This is a genomic window from Longispora sp. NPDC051575, assembly GCF_040681875.1.
Classification (GTDB): Bacteria; Actinomycetota; Actinomycetes; order Mycobacteriales; family Micromonosporaceae; genus Longispora.
Window position 1 is genome coordinate 161,006 of the sequence record NZ_JBFAZP010000004.1, and the last position, 23,103, is coordinate 184,108.

The following is a 23,103-nucleotide window of genomic DNA, read 5'->3' on the forward strand; positions in this document are numbered from 1 at the left end:
ATATTGCATAGAGTTTCCAACATGGATGAAGCGGTTCAAAGCACCAACGACTGGATGGCCGCCATCCGCGCCCACGAGACGACCCGCGCCGACCGCTACCTGCGCGACCCGTACGCGAAGCTGCTCACCGGGCCCGACCCCGACGGCACCCTGTCGGCGTTGCGCGCGCTGAACTGCCCGATCGACATCGTGGTGGTCCGGGGCCGGTTCGGCGACGAGGCGCTGGCCCGCTCGCTCGACCTGGGCGTCCGGCAGGCCGTGTCCCTCGGCGCGGGCACCGACACCCGGGGCTACCGGCTCGACCTGCCCGAGGATCTGGTCCTCTACGAGATCGACCTGCCCGGCCAGCTCGCCGCCAAGCACCACGTGCTGGCCACGGCCGGACTCACGCCGAGCTGCCGGATCTCGCCGGTGGAGACCGACGTGCGCGGCGACTGGACCGGCGAGCTGGGGGCCGCCGGCCACCGGTCCGAACGGCCCACGGCCTGGATCGTGGAGGGCCTGCTCTACTACCTGGAGCCCGACGCCGCCGACCGGGTGCTCGGCCAGCTCACGGCGCGGTCGGCCCCGGGCTCGACCCTGCAGTTCGACATCCCGGACGACGGGTACCTGACCGATCCCGAGGCCCGGGAGTTCCTCGCGCACCTGGTCGCGCGCGGCTCACCGTTCCTCGGACACACCGCCGACCCGGTCGGCTGGCTCGGCCGGCACGGCTGGTCCGCCGAGGCCTACCAGTCCGACACGCTGCACACGTGCGCGTGGCTGCCCCCGGCCCCGGAGCGCCTCACCCGCACCTACCGCAACCTGTGGCACGTCCACGCGACCCTCTAGACCCCTTTTCCGGGTACGCGGGGCGCGCGGTCACTCCTGGCCGATCCGCCCCGGCCGGCCCTCGTACGGCGTGGACAGCACCACCGTCGTACGGGTGGTCACGTTGGCGGCCGTGCGGATCTCCTGGAGCAGGCGCTCCAGGTGCGTCGGGCTGGCCACCCGCACCATGAGCAGGTAGAAGTCCTCCCCGGCGACCGAGTAGCAGGACTCGACCTCGGGCAGGTGCGACAACCGCTCGGGCGCGTCGTCGGGCTGGGACGCGTCGAACGGCCGGATGGCCACGAACGCGGTCAACGGCAGGCCGAGGGCCTCGTAGTCGATCCGGGCCGAGTACCCCTGCAGGACGTTGCGTTGTTCCAACCGCCGGACCCGCTGGTGCACCGCCGACACCGACAGCCCGACGCGGTCGGCCAGATCCGTGTAGGACAGCCGGCCGTCCGAGCGCAGCGCCGAGACGATGGCGCGATCGATGTCTTCCATGCCGCAGACGTTACCGGTGGCGGCGATCCAGGTCACTGTGGCTTGTGCATCCTAGGAGACTGACCCGCATCGGACAGGCCCGCCCACGGAGGTAGCCTGAGGCCATGTCGAGCAGAAGTATCACCATTGACGCGAACCTCCAGGACTACATCGTCGCGCACAGCGGCATCGACCCCCTGGTCGCCGAGCTGATCGCGGAGACCCAGGCCAACCTCGGCGGCTCCGCCGGGATGCAGATCTCCGCCGAGCAGGCGGCGTTCACCACCACCCTGACCCGGCTGATCGGGGCCCGCAGCGCCGTGGAGGTCGGGACCTTCACCGGCCTGTCCGCGCTGTCCATCGCCCGGGGGCTGCCCGCCGACGGCCGCCTGATCTGCTGCGACATCAGCGAGGAGTGGACGGCCGTCGGCCGCAAGTACTGGGAGCGCGCCGGCGTCGCCGACCGGATCGAGCTGCGGATCGCCCCCGCCGCCGAGACCCTGGCCGCGCTGCCCGCCGAGGCGACCATCGACCTCGCGTTCATCGACGCCGACAAGACCGGCTACGCGACGTACTGGGCCGAGCTCGTCCCCCGGATCCGGCCGGGCGGCGTGATCCTGGTCGACAACACGCTGTGGAGCGGACGGATCATCGACGCGTCCGACACCAGCGAGAGCACCGTGGCGCTGCGCGCGTTCAACGACCTCGTCACCGCCGACGACCGGGTGGACTCGGTGATCCTGCCGATCGGCGACGGCCTGACCCTGGCCCGCCGCAAGTAACGCCCCGACCCGTGCGGCGCCCGCCGGAAAGCGGGCGCCGCGCGGGTGCGTGCACCGGGCTGCCGTGCCGGCGGACTGTCGCGGGCGCGTGCGGGGCTCCCCGCCGGCAGCGGCACATGCGGGAGCCATCCACGCGTGCCGCCGGGGAGGCGTACCCGACGGATGTGGGTTTCCTTCTTCCTGCGTGCGCTCTTCGCGGGCGTCCCTTGACCGGTCGCGCGGGGATCTGTGACCATCCCCGGAAACGTGAAGTTCGTTCCCCTCCCCCGGAGTGTGGACTGATGCGCCTGCTGCTGGTCGACGACGCTCGCCTGTACGCCGAACCGCTCGCCGACAAGCTGCGCCACGAGTCCCGGATCGCCGCCGTGGACACCGCGTGCGACCCCGCGCAGGTCGCGCGCCGGATCGCCGCCGGCCCCCTCGACGTGGCCCTCGTGAACGCGGCCATGGCCGAGCTGCTGCCGGTGGTCCGGCTGCTCGCCGCGCACCGGGTGCCGGCCGTCGCGCTCGGCGTCACCGAGTCCGAGCCGGAGATCCTGGCGCTGGTCGAGGCCGGGGTGCGCGGGTACCTGCCGAAGGACGGGTCGTTCGAGGACCTGGCGAGCGTGCTCGACCACGTCACCCGCGACGAACTGCTGTGCCCGCCCCGGATCGCCGCCGCGCTCGGCCGCCGGCTCGCCGCCCTGGCCGCCCGGCTGCCGCCCGCCCTGCCGTCGGCCCCGCTGACCCCCCGGGAGCTGGAGGTGCTGACCCTGCTCACCCGGGGCCTGTCCAACAAGGAGGTCGCCCGGGTGCTGTCGATCGAGATCCGGACCGCGAAGAACCACGTGCACAACATCCTCGACAAGCTCGGGGTGAGCAGCCGGGGCGAGGCGGCGGCCCTGGCCCGTCAGGTGGCCGGGGCCGCCGCCCCACCGTCGCGCGCCGCCTAGGCGGTCAGGAGTTCCAGGGCATCTGGGGGAACCACCAGTAGCCGAACCGGGAGCCGGCGCGCACGCCCCAGTACACGACCATGAAGACGCCGCCGACCAGGAACGACGCGGCGGTCACGGCGGCTGCCCGCGACGGCACGGCGACCAACCAGCGGGCGAACCGGCCCCGGGTGCCGTACGCGAGGAGCAGGAACACCAGGGCCATCACCACGATGTTGCCGAGGGACTGGAGCACGAACGCGGACGCGCCGTAGAGCGGGTTGTGGGTCTCGGCGGCGTAGGCGAACATCTTGCGGAACAGGCCGAACGGCCGGCCGATCAGGAACGCCCCGATCAGCGCGCCCATGAAGATCATCCGGCCGTTGTCGGACAGTCTCCGGAGCGGGTCCGGCAGGACCTTGACGGCGGCCAGGCCCAGCCAGACGAAGATCAGGCCCAGCACGGTGAAGACCACGATGGCCTGCACCGACCGGACGTTGACCGCGCCGATCTTGGCGGAGGACAGCTGGGGCATGCCGGTGCCGACCAGCGCGCCGACGGCCCCGTACACGGCGGAGACGACCACCGCGCCGATCGCGACGAAGCCCAGGGGGCGCAGGACGGTGCCGATCCGGGTGCCGACCGACTCGTCGCGCGCGAGCATCGGGGCGACGGCGCTGAAGGCGGCCACGTTGCACGCGGTGAACGTGCCCGCGAGCCCGGAGACGAACGCGAACACGATGCCGGCGAGCCCCGAGGAGATCGCCGCGTCGGCGTCGGAGCCGAGCGCCGTGCTCATCACGGTGCCGCCGATCTCGCGGTCGACGAGTTGTGCGGACCAGGCCACCGCGATGGCGAGCCCGGCCAGGACGCTGCCGAGGATCAGCCAGCCGCGGTGCCTCGGTACCACGGAAAGGTTGTCGGGTCTTGTCTCTATGAGGCGAGTCATAGATGTCAGGCTATGGATGGCCCTGCCGGGCGGGAATAGGACAAAGGACACGCGGGGGTACCAGGGCCGGCGTGGACCCCGGGTCCAGGCGCGCCCCCCGACCGCGCGGCCGGGGGGCGACCCGACCTAGCGCGGCGGGAGGCTGCTGCAGCCCACGCTGCGGCCCTCGGTGGTGGTGACGCCGGCCTCGGTCTTGGTGAACTTGATCGCGTAGGTGCCCCGGCCGCACGAGAAGTGCAGGACGAACTTGTTGTCGAAGGCGGTCCAGTGCGAGCCGTTGACGGTCCACGACGTGCTGGACGCCGGGCCGTTCGCGCTGCACTCGATCGTGTTGTACCAGGACTCGCAGGACAGGTAGCTGGGCGACGCCTGGGCCGGGGCCGCGACGGCGAGGGCGGCCCCGAGGGTCGCGATGGACAGGCCCACGAGGGCTACGGGAGAGACGCGCACGGATATCCTCCAGTGGTGGGTGCTCGCCGGGCGATCCGGCGGACCACAGTATGATCCACTGTGGATAGTCAGGGGAACGCCTGGAAGATGGATGCTTCTCACAGTGCTGATCCCAGGGAAATCCCAGGTTGTGCTGCCACCGCCGGGGACCCGCGCGGCAGAATGGACGGGTGACCAGGACCCAGTACTTCACGGCGACCAGCGTCGACGGTTTCATCGCCGACCAGCACAACTCGCTCGACTGGCTGACGACGATCGAACGCCAGGAGCCCGACCGGTTCGCGGAGTTCTTCACCGGGATCGGCGCGTTCGCGATGGGCTCGACCAGCTACCGGTGGATGCTCGACAACCTCGACCTGCTCCGGGAGCCGCAGAAGTGGCGCGGCTGGTACGGCGACGTGCCGTGCTGGGTGTTCACCCACCGCGACCTGCCGGCCGTGCCCGGCGTCGACATCACCTTCGTCCAGGGGGACGTCCGCCCGGTGCACGCGGCGATGGTCGAGGCCGCCAACGGGCGCAACGTGTGGCTGGTGGGCGGCGGGGACCTGGTCGGGGACTTCGCCGACCACGGGCTGCTGGACGAGATCCATCTCCAGGTGACGCCGGTCAGCCTCGCCGCCGGGGCACCCGTGCTGCCCCGGCGACTGCTGTCGGACCGGTTGACGCTGGAGGACGTGTCCCGGGGCGGGCAGTTCGCGTACCTGACGTACTCCGTGAATCCGGAGCTGCCGCTGGACGGGTGACGCGCGCCGGCCCGGGGCCCGCCTTCCTGCCGGTGGAGGCGCGGGCCGGCCCGCGACGCTTCCCCGCCGGGTGCGCCGGAGCTACCCGGTCGCTACGGCTTCCCGGCCATCGACCGGGCGATCACCAGCCGCTGGATCTGGTTGGTGCCCTCCACGATCTGGAGCATCTTCGCCTCGCGCATGTACCGCTCCACCGGGTGGTCGTGCACGTATCCGTACCCGCCGAGGACCTGGACCGCGTCGATGGTGACCTTCATGGCCACGTCGGTGGCGAACAGCTTCGCCTTGGCGGCCTCCACGCTGTAGGGCCGGCCGGCGTCGCGCAGCCGCGCCACGGACAGGTACAGCGCGCGGGCGGCCGAGATCTGGGTCGCCATGTCCGCGAGCATGAACCCGAGACCCTGGAAGTCGATGATCCGGGTACCGAACTGCTGGCGGCCCTTCGCGTACTCCACCGCGTAGTCCAGCGCGGCCTGGGCCAGGCCCACGGCGCACGCGGCGATGCCGAGCCGGCCCGAGTCCAGCGCGCTCATCGCGATCGTGAAGCCGATGCCCTCCGCGCCGACGAGCCGGTCGGCCGGCACCCGGGCGTCGTCGAAGGCCACCTGGGCGACCGGGGAACCGGTGAGCCCCATGGTCTTCTCGCGCTTCTGCGGCACCAGGCCCGGGGTGGTCGCGTCCGCGAACAGGCAGGAGATGCCCTTCGGGCCGGGGCCGCCGGTCCGGGAGAACACGTTGTAGAAGTCGGCGACGCCCGCGTGGGTGATCCACGCCTTCGTGCCGTTGACCACGTAGTCGTCGCCGTCCCGGACCGCCTTCGTGGTCAGGTTGGCCGCGTCCGAGCCGCCGGCGGGCTCGGAGAGGCAGTACGCGCCGAGGAGTTCGCCGCCGATCGCGTCCGACAGGAACCGGGCCTTCTGCTCCTCGGTGCCGAACGCGGCGACCGGGTAGCAGGCGAGGGTGTGCACGGACACGGCCTCGGCGACCGTGAGCCAGCGGGACGCGAGGATCTCCAGCACCTGGAGGTACACCTCGTAGGGCTGCTCGGCGCCGCCGAACTTCTCCCCGTACGGCAGGCCCAGCAGGCCGGCGCGGCCCAGGGTGCGCAGCACGTCGCGGGGGAACTCGCCGCGCGCCTCGAAGTCGCCCGCGCGCGGCGCCAGCTCGGCGTCGGCGAGCTCCTGGGCGAGACCGAGCAGGGCCTCGGCCTCTTCGGTGGGCAGAATTCGCTCGACGTTCACTGGGCTCAGGCTCCCCGGCATCGTTGAAGGGTGTCACCCTCAGCTTAACGTTCGTTAGGGAGGCCCGCCACGCGGCCGGGAAACCGACGGGTAATACCGCGGCCGGTCCTCTACGCTCTCAGGGTGCTTCCTGAGGTGAGAGCGATCCGATACGTCACACCCCTGCGCGAGGGCGGTTCCCTGCCGGGGCTCCTCGAGACCGACGACCTCGGCACCTACGTGGTGAAGTTCCGGGGCGCGGGGCAGGGTACCAAGGCCCTCGCGGCCGAGATCATCGGCGGGGAGCTGGCCCGCCGGCTCGGCCTGCGGGTGCCCGACCTCGCGTTCGTCGAGCTCGACCTGGCCATCGCGCTGGGCGAGCCCGACCCGGAGATCCAGGCCCTGCTCAAGGCCAGTGTCGGCCGGAACCTGGGCCTGGACTTCCTGCCCGGCTCCCTGGCGTACGACCCGGCGGTGCTGCCGCCGTCCGCCGAGCTGGCCAGCACGATCCTGTGGCTCGACGCGCTGATCGAGAACGTCGACCGCAGCTGGCGCAACCCGAACCTGATCGTCTGGCACAAGGAGCTGTGGCTGATCGACCACGGCGCGTCGCTGTACTTCCACCACAACTGGCCGCGCGCCGACCGGCACGTCCAGCGCGCCTTCAAGGCCGACGACCACGTCCTGGTGTCCTACGCCCGCGACCTGCCCGGCACCCACGAGCGGCTCGCCCCGCAGGTCACGCCCGAGGTGCTCCGCGAGATCGTCGCGCTGATCCCCGACGCGTGGATCGACGACGAGCCCGGGTTCGACGACGCCGACGCCGTCCGCGAGGCGTACGTGGCGCACCTCACCGCGCGGCTGACCACGTCCTCCTGGCTGCCGGAGCTGGCCGCGTGACGCCGTTCTCCTACGCCCTGGTCCGGGTCGTGCCCCGGATCGAACGCGGCGAGTGCGTCAACGTCGGCGTGCTGCTGTTCTGCAAGAGCCGGGACTTCCTGTCCCTCGGGACCGCGCTGGACGAGGCCCGGCTCGTGGCGTTCGCCCCCGCCCTGGACCTGGAGTCGGTGCGCGCGGCCCTCGCCGGCTGGGCGGGCACCTGCGCGGGCGCGGGGCCGGCGGCGGGCAAGTCGCTCGGCGAACGGTTCGGCTGGCTGACCGCGCCCCGCAGCACGATCGTGCAGCCCGGGCCGACCCACCTGGGCCTCACCGCCGACCCGCGCGCCGAACTCGACCGGCTGGTGCGACTCCTCGTCGGATGATTCCTGTTCGGTAGATCACTGGGTCGGCGGCGGCCGGGGCGGGTATGTCTGAGGGGTACAACCGCAACGACATAGGGGGAAGCATGCCGAAGATCAGTTCAGCGCTGTCCGACGACGCCCGCGCGGTCACCGGCGAGGCGTTGCAGGGCGCGCTCGTGGACCTGATCGACCTGTCGCTGGTCGCCAAGCAGGCGCACTGGAACGTCGTGGGCCGCAGCTTCCGTTCGGTGCACCTCCAGCTCGACGAGGTGGTCACCACGGCGCGGCTGTTCTCCGACCAGGTCGCCGAGCGGGCCTCCGCCATCGGCGTGAACCCGGACGGCCGGGCGGCCACCGTGGCGCAGACCAGCGGGGTGCCGGACATCGCGCTCGACTGGCTCGCCGACACCGACGTGGTGGCGGGCTTCGTGAAGACGTACCTGGCGGTGGTCGAGCGGATGCGGCAGCGGATCGCGGCCACGGGCGACGCCGACCCGGTGACGCAGGACCTGTTCATCGGGATCACGGCCGAGCTGGAGAAGCAGGGCTGGATGTTCCAGGCCGAGGCGGCGTAGCGGGACCAGCGGGGCGGCGTAGCGGCACCGGCCGGCCGGTGCCGCGCGCCCGACACTCCGGGCGAGGGCGTCGGGACCGGGCGGCACCGATCGGGCCGGCGGGACCCGGTACCCAAAATTTGAGAAGTTTTCGTCTTTCGGTGGCCGCCGCCGGCCGATAGCCTCTGATGGATGAGCGACTGGCCGCAGGTCCCGCGTTTCCCCGACGGCTTCCGGTGGGGCGCCGCGACCGCCGCGTACCAGATCGAGGGCTCCCTCGCCGCCGACGGCCGGGGAGCCTCGATCTGGGACCACTTCCCCACCAATACCGGCGACACCGCCGCCACCGCCACCGACTCCTACCGGCGCTGGCGCGAGGACATCGACCTCCTCGACGGGCTCGGGGCCAACGCCTACCGGTTCTCCGTCGCGTGGCCCCGGATCCAGGCCGACGGCACCGGCGCGCCCAACCCGCTCGGCCTCGACCACTACGAACGCTTCGTCGACGAGCTGTGCGCGCGGGGCATCGACCCGGCCGTCACCCTCTACCACTGGGACCTGCCGCAGGCCCTGGAGGACGCCGGCGGCTGGCTGCACCGGGACACCGCCGAACGGTTCGCCGAGTACGCGGGGCACGTGCACGCCCGGCTCGGCGACCGGGTCAAGCTGTGGATCACGCACAACGAACCGTTCGTGCACGCCGCCTACGGGTACACGCTGGGCATCCACGCGCCCGGGAAGGCGCTGCTGGACGGGAGCTTCCCCGCCGTGCACCACCTGCTGCTCGGCCACGGGCTCGCCACGGCCGCGCTGCGGGCCCAGGGCGCGACCGGCATCGGCATCACGCACAACCTGGCGCCCGTCTCGCCCGCCAGCGACTCCCCCGCCGACGTCCTCGCGGCGGCCCGGCTCGACGGCTGGCAGAACCGGGTGTTCTGCGACCCCGTGCTGCTCGGGCACTACCCCGACGGCCTGGAGGACCTGTTCCCCGGCGCGGCGGACGTGATCCGCGACGGCGACCTGGCCGTGATCGGCGCGCCCCTGGACTTCCTCGGGGTCAACTACTACAACCCCCATCTGGTACGCGCCTCCGACGCCAGCCCCCTCGGTTTCGAGTTCGCCGAGCACGAGGGCGTCGCGCACACCTCCTTCGGCTGGCCCATCGTGCCCACCGGCCTCACGGACCTCCTGCTCCAACTCCGCGACCGCTACGACCTGCCGCCGATCTACATCACCGAGAACGGGGCCTCCTTCCCCGACACCCTCGACGACCGCGACCGGGTCGACTACCTCGCCGGCCACCTCACCGCGCTCCGGGCGGCCATCGACGCCGGTGTGGACGTCCGGGGATACTTCTGCTGGTCGCTGCTCGACAACTTCGAATGGGCCGAGGGGTACGCGCAACGGTTCGGCCTCGTCCGGGTCGACTTCGGCACCGGCGAGCGCACGCCGCGCGACTCCTACGCGTTCTTCCGCAGCCTGGCGACCCGATAACCTGGCCGCATGACCGTACGCGTGATCTGCGCCAACCCCTGCCTGATGCTCACGGTGGACGACGAACGGGTCGCGTTCGCGTCCGCCTGGCGGGTCGACTGGTCCGAACGGGGCGCCGGCAACGCGCTCGTCCTCTGGCACGCCGGCCGGCCCCGGGTCGTCTGCGCCGACCCCGACCTGGGCCGGTGGCTCGCCGACGACTTCGTCCGGCACTTCACCGAGACCAAGGGGCTGCCCTGGGCCGGGCTGGAGGTCACCGTCGCGGACGTCACCTTCGAGCTGGACCTCGCGGTCGGGCTGCGGGCGGCCGGCGGGGGTGTCGACGTGACCATCGGGGGGCCGAAGGGGATGAGCCTGGAGCGGGCGGAGGCGTACCCGTTGGGGGAGGTCTCCAACGCCCTGACGCTCGTGTACGTGCCGTGCGGGACGGGGACGCTGAGCGTGGACGGGGTGGTCGTGGAGGGGGAGCCCACGGCGGCGTTCCTGACGGACGCGGAGGTGTGGAGCCATCTGCCGGGGGCGGTGGATGGTGGGGCGGGTTCTGGCTCGGGTACGGGTTCTGGCTCGGGTTCCGGGGCTGACTCGGGTGCCGGCGCGGGTGCCGGTCCGGGCACCGGCGCAGGTTCGGGTTCCGGCTCGGGTTCGGGTTCCGGCTCGGGTTCGGGTTCCGGCTCGGGTTCGGGTTCGGGTTCCGGGGAGGGCGCGTGAGGTTCGGGTTGTTCGGGACCGGGCACTGGGCCGCCGAGACCCAGGGCGCCGCGCTCGCCGCGCACCCCGACGTCGAGTTCGTCGGCGTGTGGGGCCGCTCCCCCGCCAAGGCCACGGCCCTCGCCGACCGCTACGGCACCCGGGCCTACACCGACGTGGACGCGCTGCTCGCCGACGTGGACGCCGTGGCCATCGCCCTGCCGCCCGACGTGCAGGGCGACCTGGCGCTGCGGGCCGCCCGCGCCGGCCGGCACCTGCTGCTGGACAAGCCGGTCGCGCTCACCGTCGAAGCCGCCGACCAGCTCGTCGCCGAGGTCGACGGCCGCGCGCTGGCGTCCGTGGTCTTCTTCACCAACCGGTTCCACGCCAACGTCGCCGAGTTCCTCGCGCACGCGGCGACCCGGCCGTGGGCGAGCGCGCGGGCGACCCTGTACGCGTCGATCTTCACCCCCGGCGGCCCGTACGCCGACTCGGCGTGGCGGCGCGCACACGGCGGCCTCTGGGACCTCGGCCCGCACGCCCTGTCCCTGCTCCTGCCCGTCCTCGGACCGGTCGACCGGGTCGAGGCGCTGGCCGGCGCGGCCGGGATCAGCCACGTGCTGCTCCGGCACACCGGCGGCGCGACCAGCACCCTGTCCCTGAGCCTGGACGCCCCGACCCCCGTCAACGAGGTCGTGTACTACGGGGCGGACGGGGCCGTGCCGCTCGTCGAGGGGCGGCCGGGGTCGTCGGCCGACGCCTTCGGGACGGCGATCGGGGAACTGATCGGGCAGGCCGGGCTGGCGGCGCCCCGGCATGCGTGTGATGTGCGGTTCGGGCGGGACGTGGTCGCGATCCTGGCGGACGCCGAGGCCGCGATCCGGGCCTGACGCGCTTTTGCGCGGAGGACCGGTCGGCTTCCGCGGAGGTTGCCGCTGGGGCCGCTCGGAGAGGCTGGGACGACCCTGCGCGACCACACGGCCACGTCGGCCCCGGGACCGCGCGCCCCTGGCGTCAGGGCTGGTCGGGGGCCACGTCGGCGGAGAGTTCGCCCAGTTCCGTGAACAGGGTGAGTTGCAGGCCGGCCGGGCCCTCCAGGCGGGAGTTCAAGGAGTTCCAGGGGGTGCGGGTCGGCGGGGCCAGCACCGTCGCGCCCGCCTTCGCCAGTTCCTCCGTGGTCGCGCGGGAGTCCGGGACCTGGAAGGCGACCCGGATGTGGCCCGCGACCCGGCGGCCCACCTCGACCTCGTCGATGAACTCCGCGTGCCCCGGGTCGGCGATCTCCAGGGTGGCGACGCCCGCCTCCAGGATCGTGACCCGGCCGTCCGGGGAGGAGAAGGCGGCGCGCTCGGGGAGGCCGAGGGTGTCGCGGTAGAAGCGCAGGGCCTCGTCGTAGTCGGCGGCGGTGACGACGAGGCGCAGTTCACGGACTTCAGTCATGATCCGATCGTAGGCACGGTTTTCCGCACAGTGGACCGTTCCGATACGGTGTCCTCTCCCCCTTTTCCCGGAGTAGGCATGCGTCGTGAACCGGCCGTCACCCTGCGCGGCGCGCTGAAGATCCTCGGCCACCACGACCGGCCCTGGCTGGACCGGATCAACGCCGCGCTCGGCGGGGCGATCCTGGCCGGTGGGGTGGGCGCTGTCGCCTCGGGCGCGCTGCCGGTTCTGGCCGCAGGGGGCGTGTTGGCGGCCGTGTGGGGCTGGGTGGACCAGAAGAACGAAGCCGCCGGGCTACTGCGCCGCTGCCTGGACGGGATCTCCGACCGGCTGTCCGGCACCCGGGGGTACGAGCGGCACCAGCTGATCGTGGCGGCGCACACGACGATCGTGATCTCCGCGTACCTCGAGGTGCTCCGCGAACACCTCGGCCGGCCCGCGTACCGGAGCCTCGCACTGACCGACCGCACCCTGGCCGGCCTGGCTATGAACACCAGGCCAGGGTCCGGCGATCGGGTCACCGCCCAGGTGTACGAGGCCGCCGTCCCCGCGCCCTCCGCCGCGCGGGGGTTCGAGGAGAACCTCGCCTTCGTCACGGACGAGTTGTCGCATCTGGACGTAGCGATGTTCGCCTACCTGCACAGACCCGTCGTGAGTCCCTCCGAGGTCGACCAATGGGACGACGGGAGACTGGCGGAGCGCGCCGCCGACCGGTACCGGTCGCATTTCCTCACCCTCGCCGCCACGGTGCCCGAGTTCATGATCTGGGCCAGTCTCGGCGAACACGCCGCCACCCGCAACGCCGTCGCCGGGACCCGGCAGGAACTCGCCGCCGCTCTGAACGGGCACGGTCGGGCACTGTCGCGGGTCGAGGACCTGTTGCGGCTGTGCGCACCGCCGGGCACGGCGGTCGGCGGCCCGTTGGAAACCCTGCGACGAACCAACCGGAGCGTTCTGGACGCGCCCGTGATCGACGCCGACACCGCCCGCCTGGACAGCGGGATCACCTTCCCCGCGATCGGCCGCAGCTACGTCGACCCGCGCTACCGGGTGACCCGCTACCAAGCGGGCGTCCGGCCGGCGGACGAGAGCCAGTGGGAGGAGTGCCCGGTCCACGACGACGTGGACCTGCTGGTCACCGGGCACGTGGTCTCCCCCGACGCCACCCGGCTGCCGCTGCTGCTCCTCGGGCACCCCGGGGCCGGCAAGTCGCTGCTGACCAAGGTGCTCGCGGCCCGGCTGCCGTCAGCGTCGTTCACGGTCGTGCGCGTCCCGTTGCGCCGGGTCGGGGCCAACGTGCCCGTGTACCGGCAGATCCAGGAGGCTCTGGACCTGGTCACCCACGAGCGGGTCAGCTGGTCGGACCTGGCCGAGCAGAGCGCCGACACGGTACGGGTGGTGCTGCTCGACGGGCTGGACGAGTTGTTGCAGGCCACGGCCAACGACCGCACCGGGTACCTGCGGGAGGTCGCCGAGTTCCAGCGCGCCGAGGCCGTCCAGGACCGGCCTGTGATCGTCGTCGTCACCTCACGGACCGTGGTGGCGGACCGGGTGGAGATCCCGACGGGTACCCCCATCGTGCGGTTGGAGGCCTTCGACGACGGCCAGATCCGGACCTGGGTCGCGGGGTGGCACGAGGCCAACGCCGACCAGATCCGGGCCGGACAGGTCCGGGGCGTCCCCGTCGACACGGCCCTGGAACTGCGCCACCTCGCCCAGCAGCCGGTGCTCCTCCTGATGCTCGCCCTCTACTGCGCCGATCCCCACGCCGACGAGCTCGACGCCGAGCTGTCCGAAGCACAGCTCCTCCAACGGCTCCTGCAGACGTTCGCGGTCCGGGAAGTGCGAAAGCGAGCACCCGGCAGACTCGTCGGTGCCGCACTGGACGAGGCAGTCGGCGCACAGCTTCGAAGGCTGTCGATCGCAGCACTCGGCATGTTCAACCGGGGACGCCAGGACATCGCCGAGGAAGAGCTGGGGATGGACCTCACCGGGCTCGGCGTGCCGCTGCCGGAGGGACTGCGGACCGATGAGCTGGGTCAGCGGGTGCTCGGGGAGTTCTTCTTCCTGCACACGGCCGAGGCGAAAACGCTCCGAGACGAGAAACGACCCCGGCGACGCTACGAGTTTCTACACGCCACCTTTGGGGAGTATCTGGTTGCGGCATACGTGGTGGACACACTCGCGGATGTCGCGGACGCGGCGTTCGGTGGGCGGCGCGAACGTGATCCCCAGGATGATCTGCTGTTCGCCCTGTTGTCCCACGAGCCGCTCGCGATCCAACAGCCGCTGCTGACGTTCATCGTCCAGCTCGTCACGGAGATGGAGGAAGCCGAGCAACGGGCAATGATCCGGACTGTGGAAATCCTGATCCGGAGGTACCGGTCGCGGCAGATCGTGCCGCAACGTGCCGGCTACCGCCCCTCCGAACCAGACCAGGTCCGCCAACTCGCAGCCTTCTGGGCGAATCTGGTGCTGTTGCGCCTCGCGCTGTCACGAGAGGGTGGCTTCGCACTGGCTGCCTTGTGGCCGGAGCACAGCCTGGCCCAGTGGCGCTCAATGGTCACCCTGTGGCGGGCGGGACTCGACTCCTCGGGATGGCGGTCGATGCTGTCCGTGGTTGTGCTGGAGGACGGCCACGTGTTCTCCACAGATTCCCGGGACGTGTTCGCCGAGCTCGACGATGTCCGCTATGCCATGCTGCTCGACGATTCGGCATTCACCGCGCGACTACGGATCGGCACGGCCGTCCGGGACGGCGCGCATTTCACCTCCCACACGACGAGTGCCACTGCCTGGTTCGACGGCATGGTCGACACCATTCTCGCCGAGGCGACCACCAATGACCGGCGCACCGGTCCGATATTCAAGGCTCCGCCTGCCGACGTGGCCCCCGAGGCGCTCCGGGCCGTCACCAAGATGCTGTGCTGGCTCGCGAGTTCACACTCCGAACGCTGGGACATCGACGAAACCGTCGTCGTCGTTCGATGGCTCCTCCGGCACGGAGACCCGCGCGCGCTCGACCCGTACTGTCTCGCGTTGTTGATCTGTCGTGCACCCGCGATCCTGACCAAAGTACCTGACCTGCGGGATCCCAAGCTCTACCGCCAGCGCCCCGGAGCCACGCTCCTTCTGGTCCTCAGCCGTCACGTGGCGGACGGCACACTCTGGCCGCTCTTGGATGAACTCATCGCGGAACTCTCCGAAACAGGCCCGCCCGCCCTTGACACGATCCCTGACTTTCTCGGCGCGACACTTGACATGATCGAGCACATGCACGCGCTTCCGCCCAACCTCCGGCAGCTTCTCCGCTCCGAGGTCGAACGGTAGGGTTGGCGGAATGTGTGGGAGATTCGTCAACAGTCGGTCGCCTGAGGATCTGGGCGTGGAGTTCGACGTCGACCAGTCGGTGCTGTCGGAGCGGCTCGCCCCCGACTACAACATCGCCCCCACCAAGAAGGTCTACGCCGTCCTCGACCGCCCCGGCGACGTCCCCGAGCGCCAGCTCCGCGTCCTGACCTGGGGTCTCGTCCCGTCCTGGGCGAAGGACCGCTCGAACGCGGCGAAGCTGTCCAACGCGCGGATCGAGACGGCGGCGGAGAAGCCCTCGTTCGCCCGGGCGTTCAAGAGCCGGCGCGCGGTCATCCCCGCCGACGGGTACTTCGAGTGGCGGCGTCAGGACGGTGGCGTGAAGCAGCCGTTCTACCTGCACCGGCCCGATGGCGCGTCCCTGCGGCTGGCGGCCCTCTACGAGCTGTGGCGGGACCCGACCCGGGAGGCCGGGCACCCTGACGCGTGGTGGTGGAGCGCGACGATCCTGACCACGGAGTCGACCGGGGAGTTGCGGGACATCCACGACCGGACCCCTCTGACGGTACGGCCGGGGGCGCTCGACGCGTGGCTCAGTACGGGGCCGAGTCATCCGGATGAGTTGCGTGCACTCCTGGCACCGTCCACGGAGGAGCTGGTGGCGCGGCCGGTGTCGACGCTGGTGAACAGTGTGCGGAACAACGGGCCGCACCTGCTGGAGGAGTACGTGGAAGCGGCCCCGACCCTGTTCTAGGGGCAGCCGCCGCCCGGGCACGCACCAGGCACCGTGAAGTGCCGCGCCAGCCCCGGCTCGCAGCCACGCGCGGGCGAGGTCCGGTGACCGGGAGCGCCGGTCGGGGGCATGGGGGCGGGAATCGGGCGCGCTCCCCGCGTACCCGTCGAGGTCTAGCCCTTGATCGTCAGAAGGGGGCGGAGTTCGGCGACCGGGGCGGCCACGTCGGCGTGCGACAGGCTCGACACCACCGGCCCGATGTCCTTGTACGCCCACGGCGCCTCCTGCTTGAGGTCCCGCCGCCAGGCCGTCATCACGTCGGAGCGCCGGTTCACGGCCGGGTCGCGGTGGTCGAGCGGGGTGACGACCCGGAAGTCGCGGAGGAACGCGTCGAGTTCGGCGTCGCTGCCCTTCGCGGACGCGCCCCGGGGCACCCGGCGGCCGGCGCCGTGGCAGGCGCTGGCCAGGGTCCGGTCGTTGCCCTGGCCGCGGAGCACGAAGCTCGCCGCGCCCATCGAACCGGGGACGATGACCGGCTCGCCCCACTGGGCGTAGGGGCCGGACTCCGCGTAGCCGCCGGCGGGGGTGGCGCCCTTGCGGTGCACCACGGAGCCGTCGTCGTGCTGCCAGAGCAGGTTGTGCGGGGCGTCGTAGACCAGGTTCGCGTCGAGGTCGCCGCACTCGGCGGCCAGGCCCGCGCGGGCCATCAGGGCGAGGAAGAACCGGTTGCCGACGGCGAAGTTCGCCGCGTTGCCGAACGAGTCCAGGTACCGGCGCAGGCGGGGGGCCGTGCGCTCGTCGAGGAGCATCGGCAGGATCCTGTTGTCCGGCAACGGCATGCCCTCCGGCCACGCGGCCCGGGCCTGGTCGGCGCCCGACGCGTTCGCCTGGTGGCCCAGGGACAGCGAGCCGCTGTGCACCATGAGGACCACCCGGCCGGGGGTCAGGCCCCAGGCGTAGGCGGCCGGGCCGTCGTGCACCGCCGCCACGTACTGCAGCTCCACGAAGTGGTTGCCGCCGCCGACGCTGCCGATGATGCTGTCGTAGCTGGTGCCGCCGGCGCTGCGGACCCAGTCGGCGAACGGCGCGGCCGTGGTCGTCGGGTAGGACGGCCGGTGGATGCGGTGCTCGCGCTCCAGGTCGCCGGGGCGCAGCGCGGACCAGATCCCGTCGGCGGGCCGGTCCGGCTCGGCGAGCAGGCCGGGCAGGCCGTCGCGGAGCAGGGCCTCGCGGTGCGCGCCGGACAGGGCGATCTGCCGGCCGCCCTCGAAGAACAGGTGCCGCAGCCGGCGTTCGAGACCGTCGAGGCGCGGGCGGACGTCGTCCACGGTCAGGGTGGTGGTCTCCAGGCGCATCCCGCAGTTGATGTCGTTGCCGACGGCCTGCGGGATCAGCGCGCCCCGGGTCCGCAGGACCGTGCCGATCGGGATGCCGGCTCCCTTGTGGACGTCGGGGGTCAGGACGACCCGGTCGAGCGTCGCCGGGTGACCGGTGGCGGTGGTGAGGCGTTCGAGGGTCTCGGCGGTGCGGAGCACGGTGAGGATCTCGTCGACGGCGCTGGACTCGACGGGGACGTCGGCGCGCGCGCAGATGTCGACGGGGACGCCCCAGGGATTGGGGAGTTCCAGCCAGTTGTCGTCGGTCCGGACGAGGCGGGGGTCCTGCTTGTGCGCTGTCATGGTGCGGCCCAGCGTAGCGGGACGTTTGCGACGTCCCCACCGGTTTTCGGCCACGCGGGCCGAGGTCGGTGGCCGAAGCGGCGTCCCTGGGCGGGTGGCCGACGCGGCGTCGCGGGGCGGGTGGCCGGCCCGGCGTCCCTGGGCGGGTGGCCGACCCGGCGTCGAGTGGCCGGTCAGGTGATCTGAAGCAGATGACGGGCCACGTCCAGAACCAGACGCTGCCAGGGGGTACGCGGGTCGCGCCCCGTGCACTCGCGCACCCTGCGCAGCCGGTACCGCAGGGTCTGGGGGTGCACGCCCAGGTGCTCGGCGGCCCCGGTGGCCGTGCCGGCGGCGAGGAACGCGTCGAGCCCGTCGAGCAGGTGCGCGTTGCCCGGGTCGGCGAGCGGGCCGAGGACCAGGTGCGCGATGTCGGCCGGCCGGGCGGCGGGGCGGCCGGCGAGCAGGGCCAGCAGGTGCGCGTCACCGGTGTCGAGGAGCCGGCCGCCGTCATGGGCGTGCGCGGGGGCGGTGTCGAGGGCGTCGACCGCGAGCCGGTACCCGGCGGGCGCCTCGACCAGGGTCGTCTCCACCCGGCAGCCGTGCCAGGCGCGCCGCGCGACCGCCGGGTCCACTCCCCCGCTCCCGGAGCCGGGCAGCAGCAGGACCAGGCGGCGACCCCGCACCGTCAGCAGGTACCGGCGCGGATCGTCCCCCGCCAGCCCCAGCTCGGCGGCCAGGTCCACCCCGTCCGCCTCGGTGAGCGTCCCGGCCGGGTCCGCCGGTTCGAGGAGCAGCAGGGTCGGCCGGGCCGGGATGTCGACGCCCAGCTCGCGGCACCGGTCGGCCCACGCGCCGGCGGACGCCTGCCGGCCGACGAGCAGGTCGTCGAGGAGTTCGCGCAGGGAGCGGCCCCGGTCGCCGGTGAGGCGTTCGGCGGCGGAGGTGTAGCCGGAGTACACGGCCTCGGACAGGGCGTCGATGCTGGCGAGCCACAGCCGGGTGAGGGCCAGGGTGTCGGCGACGTCGAGGCTGCCCCGGCCCCGGCCGACGACGATGTCGATCGCGAGGGTGGCGGCGACCCGGTAGGCGCGCAGCACGGCCGGCAGGGGTCTGCCGTCGGCGGCCCGGGCGGCCCCGATCCCCCGGAACCGGGCCAGGTCCGCGTCGTCGAGCGCGCCGTCGCGCACCCACAGGTCCACGACCCGGGTCAGCGCCCAGCCGGCGATGGCCCGGACCTCGGCGAGCTGGGCGGGGGCCAGCCGCTGGTAGGCGGGGATCCGGCCCTGGACGGCGGCAGCCAGTTCCTCGCCGATCGCGGCCAGCTCGGCGGACACCTCCCGCTGGACGGCCAGCCGCTCCCGTACACCCATGGCTTTATCATGCACTGACAAGCGGGGGCGGCCTACTTGTAGCCGAACATCTGGGTCCAGTAGTAGCGGTACGAGCCGCCGGTGGCCCGGCCGACGCCCATCGCCTTGGACGAGCAGTTCAGGATGTTCGCCTTGTGGCCCGGGGAGTTCATCCACTGCTTCATCGTGCCCTCGGCGGTGGCGTTGCCGGCCGCGATGTTCTCCGAGGACGGCTCGTTGTAGCCGGCGGCCTTGGCCCGGTCCCAGGGGCTGACGCCGTCGGGGGTGTCGTGCGAGAAGTAGTTGCGGGCCACCATGTCGGCGCTGTGGTCGTAGGCGGCCTTGCCGAGCTTCGTGTCGTAGTGCACGGGTCCGCAGCCGGCCTCGGCCCGGCGCTGATTGACGAGGACCAGGATCTGGTTCTCCAGCGAGCCGGTCGCGGCGGGCTTCGGCGGGGCCGTGGTCGGCTTCTTCGTCGGGCTCGGGCTCGGGGTGGGGCTCGGGGTCGGCGACACGGACGGGGTCGGGTTCACGTCCATCCGGGCCTCCTGGACCTCCGGGGCCGTGGCCTGGGTGCCGGCGTTGGCGGCGCCGTTCTGGCCGGGACGCAGGGCGTAGGCGCCGACGCCGCCGAGGGCGAGCACGATCGCGACGGCGGAGGCCGCGCCGACCAGGCCGTTGCGGCTCGGGCTGGCGTGCCGGGCGGCGGCGTTCTCGGCGAGCGGGGTCCGGGCGGCGACGGGTACCGGGGTGCCGCCGGGGCCGGACAGGGCGGCGTCGGCGGCGGCGTACAGGGCGATGAGGAGGGTGGCCGAGCCGACCCGGGCGCCGAGTCCCCGGCACGCGGCGCAGCGCCGGATGTGGTGGTCCACACTGGAGCGCTGCCGGGCGGAGAGCCGGGAGCTGCGCTCCACCAGGGCGTCGAGGCCGTCGCACCGGCCGTGCTGGCGCGCGACGAGCAGGGTGCGGACGGCGTTGCCGAGGGCCGAGCGGGTCCGGTGCACGAGGACGGAGGCGTGCGCGCGGCCGACGCCGAGCACCTGGCCGATCTCGGCGCTGGACAGGTCCCAGCGGACGGACAGTTCCAGGACGGCGCGCTGGCGGGGTTCGAGGCCCTGGGCGGCGGTCCAGACCAGGGCGGCGGCCTCGCGCTGTTCGGCGACGGTGTCCGGGTTGGCGCCGGGCGCGTGGTCGACCACGTCCGGGACGTCGGCGACGGGGGTCGGGCCGGCGTGCCGGAACTGCTCCATCGCGCGCCGGTAGGCGATGCCGAACAGCCACGATTTCACGGCCGCCGGGTCGCGCAGGCCGGACAGGTCGCGCCAGGCGACCAGGAAGCAGTCCTGGACCACGTCCTCCGCGAGGTGCCGGTCGCCCGTCAGTCGCGTGACGAAGCCCAGCAACTCCGGAGAGTGACGGGCATACAGTTCGCCAAACGCGCCGCGGTCCCCGAAGGACGCGGCGGTGGCCAGTGACGCGTCGGTCTGCATCTGGTACCTCCCGGCTCGTTACGGTCGTCGACACTACGTCGTGTGACGGGCCCCGGGATTACGCCCAGTGCGCCAACTTCTTTTTCAGTTTTCAGTCGGGGCCCGATCGCGGCCCCGCACGGCAGCCATGACTGACTTAACCGATATCGGCGATTCGGGCCGCCGCGTGCGCGAAGGGGTCACCTGGGCGGACGTGCCCGCCGGTGGGTGAGCCGGCCTCCCGGGGTGGCAGGGCCGGCGCGGCGCGTCTAATGTCGGCCGGATGTCCCCGACCCACGAGGTGCTCGCCAGCGGCGGCCTGCTCACGAAGAGGTACCTGTCCTGGGACCGCGACGAGCACCGCCGGGAGTGGGCCGTGCTGTCCCAGGTGCACGCGCACACCCGGGACCTGGCCCCGGTCCCGGTGTCCGCCGACCTCGACGCGGACCCGCCGACGGTGACGATGAGCCTGCTGCCCGGGCGGCCGTTGACGGGGGCGCTGTCGCCGGCCGAGCTCGACGGGCTGGCGGCGGCGCTCCGGACACTGTGGTCGGTGCCGTGCGCGGACCTGCCGCCCCGCCGCGACGCCCCCGACGAGTTCGCCGCGGCCGTCGCGGACCGCCTCGCCGCCGCCGACCGGCCCGCGGGCCCGGCCGGGGAGGCGTACGACGTGGCGCGGGCCTGGCTGCGGGACGCGAAGTTCGGGCCGGGCCACACCGAGGTGCTCGGCGGCGCGGACCCGAACCTCGCCAACTACCTGTGGGACGGCGAACGGGTCCGGATCGTCGACTTCGAGGACGCGGGCCGGTCGGATCCGGAGATCGAGCTCGCGGACCTGGTGGAGCACCTGGAGGCGCGGGCCACGGACTGGTCGGGGTTCCTGGCCGGTTTCGACCCCGATCCCGACCGGTTGCTCGCCGGGCGCCGGCTGTTCGCCGCGTTCTGGCTGCACCTGCTGCTGCCGGGTGGCCGCGCGGCGGCCCGCAACCCGCCCGGCACCCTCGAACGGCAGGCGGCCCGGGTCCTGACCCTCTTTGTCAGTACCTGATAAATCGGTTGGGGGTTTGTGCGCACGGTGCTTGCTTCGCGGGGCCGCCGGGTCCAGGCTCGTGCGCATGGACGCTGACGTCATTGTCGTGGGAGCCGGCCTCGCCGGACTGGCCGCCGCCGCCGAGCTGGCCGACGCCGGCCGGTCGGTGATCCTGCTCGACCAGGAGCCGGAGTCCAACCTCGGCGGGCAGGCGCACTGGTCGTTCGGCGGGTTGTTCCTCGTCGACTCGCCCGAGCAGCGCCGGATGGGGATCCGCGACTCGCGCGACCTCGCCTGGCAGGACTGGCAGGGCAGCGCCGGCTTCGACCGGGACACCGACGACTGGGGCCGGCGCTGGGCGGAGGCCTACGTCGACTTCGCGGCCGGCGAGAAGCGGGCCTGGCTGCGGCAACAGGGCATCGGGTTCTTCCCCGTGGTCGGCTGGGCCGAGCGCGGCGGCTACACGGCCACCGGGCACGGCAACTCGGTGCCCCGGTTCCACGTCACCTGGGGCACCGGCCCCGGGGTGGTCGCGCCGTTCGAGCGCCGGGTCCGGGCCGGGGTGGACAAGGGCCTGGTCACGTTGCGGTTCCGGCACCGGGTGGACGAGCTGACCGTCACCGGCGGCGTGGTCGACGGGATGCGCGGCACGGTCCTGGAGCCCAGCGCCGCGCTCAGGGGCGAGCCGAGTTCGCGGGTCGGGACGGGCGAGTTCGCGCTGCGGGCCCAGGCCGTGATCGTGACCAGCGGCGGGATCGGCGGCAACCACGACCTGGTCCGCAAGCAGTGGCCCGCCCGGCTCGGCACGCCGCCGGCCCACATGCTGTCCGGGGTGCCCGCGCACGTGGACGGCCGGATGCTCGCGATCACCGGCGCGGCCGGCGGGCACCTGGTCAACGAGGACCGGATGTGGCACTACACCGAGGGCATCACCAACTGGGACCCGATCTGGGCGCGGCACGGCATCCGGATCCTGCCCGGGCCGTCCTCGCTGTGGTTCGACGCGACCGGCCAGCGGCTGCCGGTGCCGCTGTTCCCCGGGTTCGACACGCTCGGCACCCTGGAGCACATCATGGGCACCGGGCACGAGTACACGTGGTTCGTGCTCACCCAGAAGATCATCGAGAAGGAGTTCGCGCTCTCGGGTTCCGAGCAGAACCCCGATCTGACGGGCAAGAGCATCCGACAGGTACTGAAGCGGGTGCTGCCCGGCGCCCCCGGCCCGGTCGAGGCGTTCAAGAAGCACGGCCCGGACTTCGTGGTCGCCGACACCCTGCCCGAACTCGTCGCCGGCATGAACAGGCTCACCGACACCCCGCTGATCGACCTCGCCGACCTGGAACGCCAGATCGTGGCCCGCGACCGGGAGATGGCCAACACGTTCACCAAGGATCTGCAGGTCACAGCCCTGCGCGGGGCGCGCAACTACCGGGGCGACAAGCTCGTGCGGGTCGCCACCCCGCACCGGATCCTCGATCCCAAGGCCGGGCCACTGATCGCGGTCCGGCTGCACATCCTGACCCGCAAGTCGTTGGGCGGGCTCCAGACGGACCTGTCCTCGCGGGTCCTGCGCGCCGACGGGACACCCCTGCCCGGGGTGTACGCGGCCGGGGAGGTCAGCGGCTTCGGCGGCGGCGGCGTGCACGGGTACCGGTCGCTGGAGGGCACGTTCCTCGGCGGGTGCCTGTTCACCGGACGGACGGCGGGGCGGGCGGCGGCGGAGGCCACGGGGTAGGCGCCCGGACCGGACGTGGGGCCGGTCCGGACAGGTGGCGGCCGGCCCACGGGGAC

General features: G+C 72.7%; 22 protein-coding genes. 14 read left to right on the plus strand and 8 right to left on the minus strand.

Features of this window, described 5'->3' with window-relative positions:
• Positions 1-21 precede the first annotated feature (21 nt).
• Entirely contained in the window at positions 22-831 is an 810-nt protein-coding gene (locus AB0M43_RS11735) for an SAM-dependent methyltransferase (protein WP_363723597.1), read from the plus strand.
• A gap of 30 nt (positions 832-861) precedes the next feature.
• On the opposite strand, the gene AB0M43_RS11740 is transcribed toward AB0M43_RS11735, so the two are convergent.
• Positions 862-1,311, minus strand: a complete 450-nt coding sequence (locus AB0M43_RS11740; protein WP_363723599.1) for an Lrp/AsnC family transcriptional regulator — start codon at positions 1,309-1,311, stop codon at positions 862-864.
• A 104-nt stretch (positions 1,312-1,415) separates the two neighbouring features.
• Here AB0M43_RS11740 and AB0M43_RS11745 point away from each other — a divergent pair, with 104 nt between their 5' ends.
• Together AB0M43_RS11745 and AB0M43_RS11750 are read left to right on the plus strand one after the other, a co-directional pair.
• Positions 1,416-2,072, plus strand: coding sequence for a class I SAM-dependent methyltransferase (locus AB0M43_RS11745; protein ID WP_363723601.1), 657 nt, complete (start codon positions 1,416-1,418; stop codon positions 2,070-2,072).
• Positions 2,073-2,353: 281 nt separating this feature from the next.
• Positions 2,354-3,004 (plus strand): response regulator transcription factor, encoded by a 651-nt coding sequence (locus tag AB0M43_RS11750; protein ID WP_363723603.1) that lies wholly within the window; start codon positions 2,354-2,356, stop codon positions 3,002-3,004.
• Between the two features lie 4 nt (positions 3,005-3,008).
• On the opposite strand, the gene AB0M43_RS11755 is transcribed toward AB0M43_RS11750, so the two are convergent.
• Together AB0M43_RS11755 and AB0M43_RS11760 are read right to left on the minus strand one after the other, a co-directional pair.
• On the minus strand, positions 3,009-3,932 hold the full coding sequence (locus AB0M43_RS11755) for a hypothetical protein (RefSeq protein WP_363723605.1): 924 nt from the start codon (positions 3,930-3,932) through the stop codon (positions 3,009-3,011).
• Between the two features lie 126 nt (positions 3,933-4,058).
• Complete coding sequence (locus AB0M43_RS11760; protein WP_363723607.1) at positions 4,059-4,382, minus strand: hypothetical protein; 324 nt, start codon at positions 4,380-4,382, stop codon at positions 4,059-4,061.
• A gap of 170 nt (positions 4,383-4,552) precedes the next feature.
• Here AB0M43_RS11760 and AB0M43_RS11765 point away from each other — a divergent pair, with 170 nt between their 5' ends.
• Positions 4,553-5,125, plus strand: coding sequence for a dihydrofolate reductase family protein (locus AB0M43_RS11765; protein WP_363723609.1), 573 nt, complete (start codon positions 4,553-4,555; stop codon positions 5,123-5,125).
• 92 nt (positions 5,126-5,217) lie between these two features.
• On the opposite strand, the gene AB0M43_RS11770 is transcribed toward AB0M43_RS11765, so the two are convergent.
• Positions 5,218-6,366 (minus strand): acyl-CoA dehydrogenase family protein, encoded by a 1,149-nt coding sequence (locus AB0M43_RS11770; RefSeq protein WP_363723611.1) that lies wholly within the window; start codon positions 6,364-6,366, stop codon positions 5,218-5,220.
• Between the two features lie 135 nt (positions 6,367-6,501).
• Between AB0M43_RS11770 and AB0M43_RS11775 the strand changes: the two genes are divergently transcribed.
• From AB0M43_RS11775 to AB0M43_RS11800, 6 genes are all read left to right on the plus strand, one after another.
• The gene (locus tag AB0M43_RS11775; RefSeq protein WP_363723613.1) at positions 6,502-7,245 is read left to right on the plus strand and encodes a HipA family kinase; all 744 of its coding nucleotides are present in this window, start codon (positions 6,502-6,504) and stop codon (positions 7,243-7,245) included.
• Positions 7,242-7,607 (plus strand): DUF3037 domain-containing protein, encoded by a 366-nt coding sequence (locus AB0M43_RS11780; RefSeq protein WP_363723615.1) that lies wholly within the window; start codon positions 7,242-7,244, stop codon positions 7,605-7,607. Before AB0M43_RS11775 ends, AB0M43_RS11780 begins: the two co-directional genes overlap by 4 nt.
• Positions 7,608-7,690: 83 nt before the next feature.
• Positions 7,691-8,161, plus strand: a complete 471-nt coding sequence (locus tag AB0M43_RS11785; protein ID WP_363723616.1) for a DNA starvation/stationary phase protection protein — start codon at positions 7,691-7,693, stop codon at positions 8,159-8,161.
• A 171-nt stretch (positions 8,162-8,332) separates the two neighbouring features.
• Positions 8,333-9,634: a GH1 family beta-glucosidase gene (locus AB0M43_RS11790; RefSeq protein ID WP_363723618.1), complete on the plus strand. Its 1,302-nt coding sequence runs from the start codon at positions 8,333-8,335 to the stop codon at positions 9,632-9,634.
• A 9-nt stretch (positions 9,635-9,643) separates the two neighbouring features.
• Positions 9,644-10,342: a hypothetical protein gene (locus AB0M43_RS11795; RefSeq protein ID WP_363723620.1), complete on the plus strand. Its 699-nt coding sequence runs from the start codon at positions 9,644-9,646 to the stop codon at positions 10,340-10,342.
• Positions 10,339-11,211, plus strand: coding sequence for a Gfo/Idh/MocA family oxidoreductase (locus tag AB0M43_RS11800; protein ID WP_363723622.1), 873 nt, complete (start codon positions 10,339-10,341; stop codon positions 11,209-11,211). The genes AB0M43_RS11795 and AB0M43_RS11800 overlap by 4 nt, the downstream gene beginning before the upstream one ends.
• A gap of 124 nt (positions 11,212-11,335) precedes the next feature.
• On the opposite strand, the gene AB0M43_RS11805 is transcribed toward AB0M43_RS11800, so the two are convergent.
• Positions 11,336-11,761, minus strand: a complete 426-nt coding sequence (locus AB0M43_RS11805; RefSeq protein WP_363723624.1) for a VOC family protein — start codon at positions 11,759-11,761, stop codon at positions 11,336-11,338.
• Between the two features lie 78 nt (positions 11,762-11,839).
• Here AB0M43_RS11805 and AB0M43_RS11810 point away from each other — a divergent pair, with 78 nt between their 5' ends.
• Together AB0M43_RS11810 and AB0M43_RS11815 are read left to right on the plus strand one after the other, a co-directional pair.
• Positions 11,840-15,091, plus strand: a complete 3,252-nt coding sequence (locus AB0M43_RS11810) for a hypothetical protein (protein ID WP_363723625.1) — start codon at positions 11,840-11,842, stop codon at positions 15,089-15,091.
• Positions 15,092-15,101: 10 nt separating this feature from the next.
• On the plus strand, positions 15,102-15,824 hold the full coding sequence (locus AB0M43_RS11815; protein WP_363723626.1) for an SOS response-associated peptidase: 723 nt from the start codon (positions 15,102-15,104) through the stop codon (positions 15,822-15,824).
• A gap of 152 nt (positions 15,825-15,976) precedes the next feature.
• Here AB0M43_RS11815 and AB0M43_RS11820 read toward each other — a convergent pair whose 3' ends face one another.
• The 3 genes from AB0M43_RS11820 to AB0M43_RS11830 form a co-directional block, all read right to left on the minus strand.
• Positions 15,977-17,482, minus strand: coding sequence for an RtcB family protein (locus AB0M43_RS11820; RefSeq protein WP_363723628.1), 1,506 nt, complete (start codon positions 17,480-17,482; stop codon positions 15,977-15,979).
• A 173-nt stretch (positions 17,483-17,655) separates the two neighbouring features.
• Entirely contained in the window at positions 17,656-18,834 is a 1,179-nt protein-coding gene (locus AB0M43_RS11825; protein ID WP_363723630.1) for a helix-turn-helix domain-containing protein, read from the minus strand.
• 32 nt (positions 18,835-18,866) lie between these two features.
• The gene (locus tag AB0M43_RS11830) at positions 18,867-20,303 is read right to left on the minus strand and encodes a sigma-70 family RNA polymerase sigma factor (protein WP_363723633.1); all 1,437 of its coding nucleotides are present in this window, start codon (positions 20,301-20,303) and stop codon (positions 18,867-18,869) included.
• Positions 20,304-20,565: 262 nt separating this feature from the next.
• Here AB0M43_RS11830 and AB0M43_RS11835 point away from each other — a divergent pair, with 262 nt between their 5' ends.
• Positions 20,566-21,330 carry a phosphotransferase gene (locus tag AB0M43_RS11835; protein WP_363723635.1) on the plus strand — a complete coding sequence of 255 codons (765 nt, stop codon included), beginning with the start codon at positions 20,566-20,568 and terminating at the stop codon, positions 21,328-21,330.
• 67 nt (positions 21,331-21,397) lie between these two features.
• Entirely contained in the window at positions 21,398-23,047 is a 1,650-nt protein-coding gene (locus tag AB0M43_RS11840; RefSeq protein ID WP_363723637.1) for an FAD-binding dehydrogenase, read from the plus strand.
• Positions 23,048-23,103 lie beyond the last annotated feature (56 nt).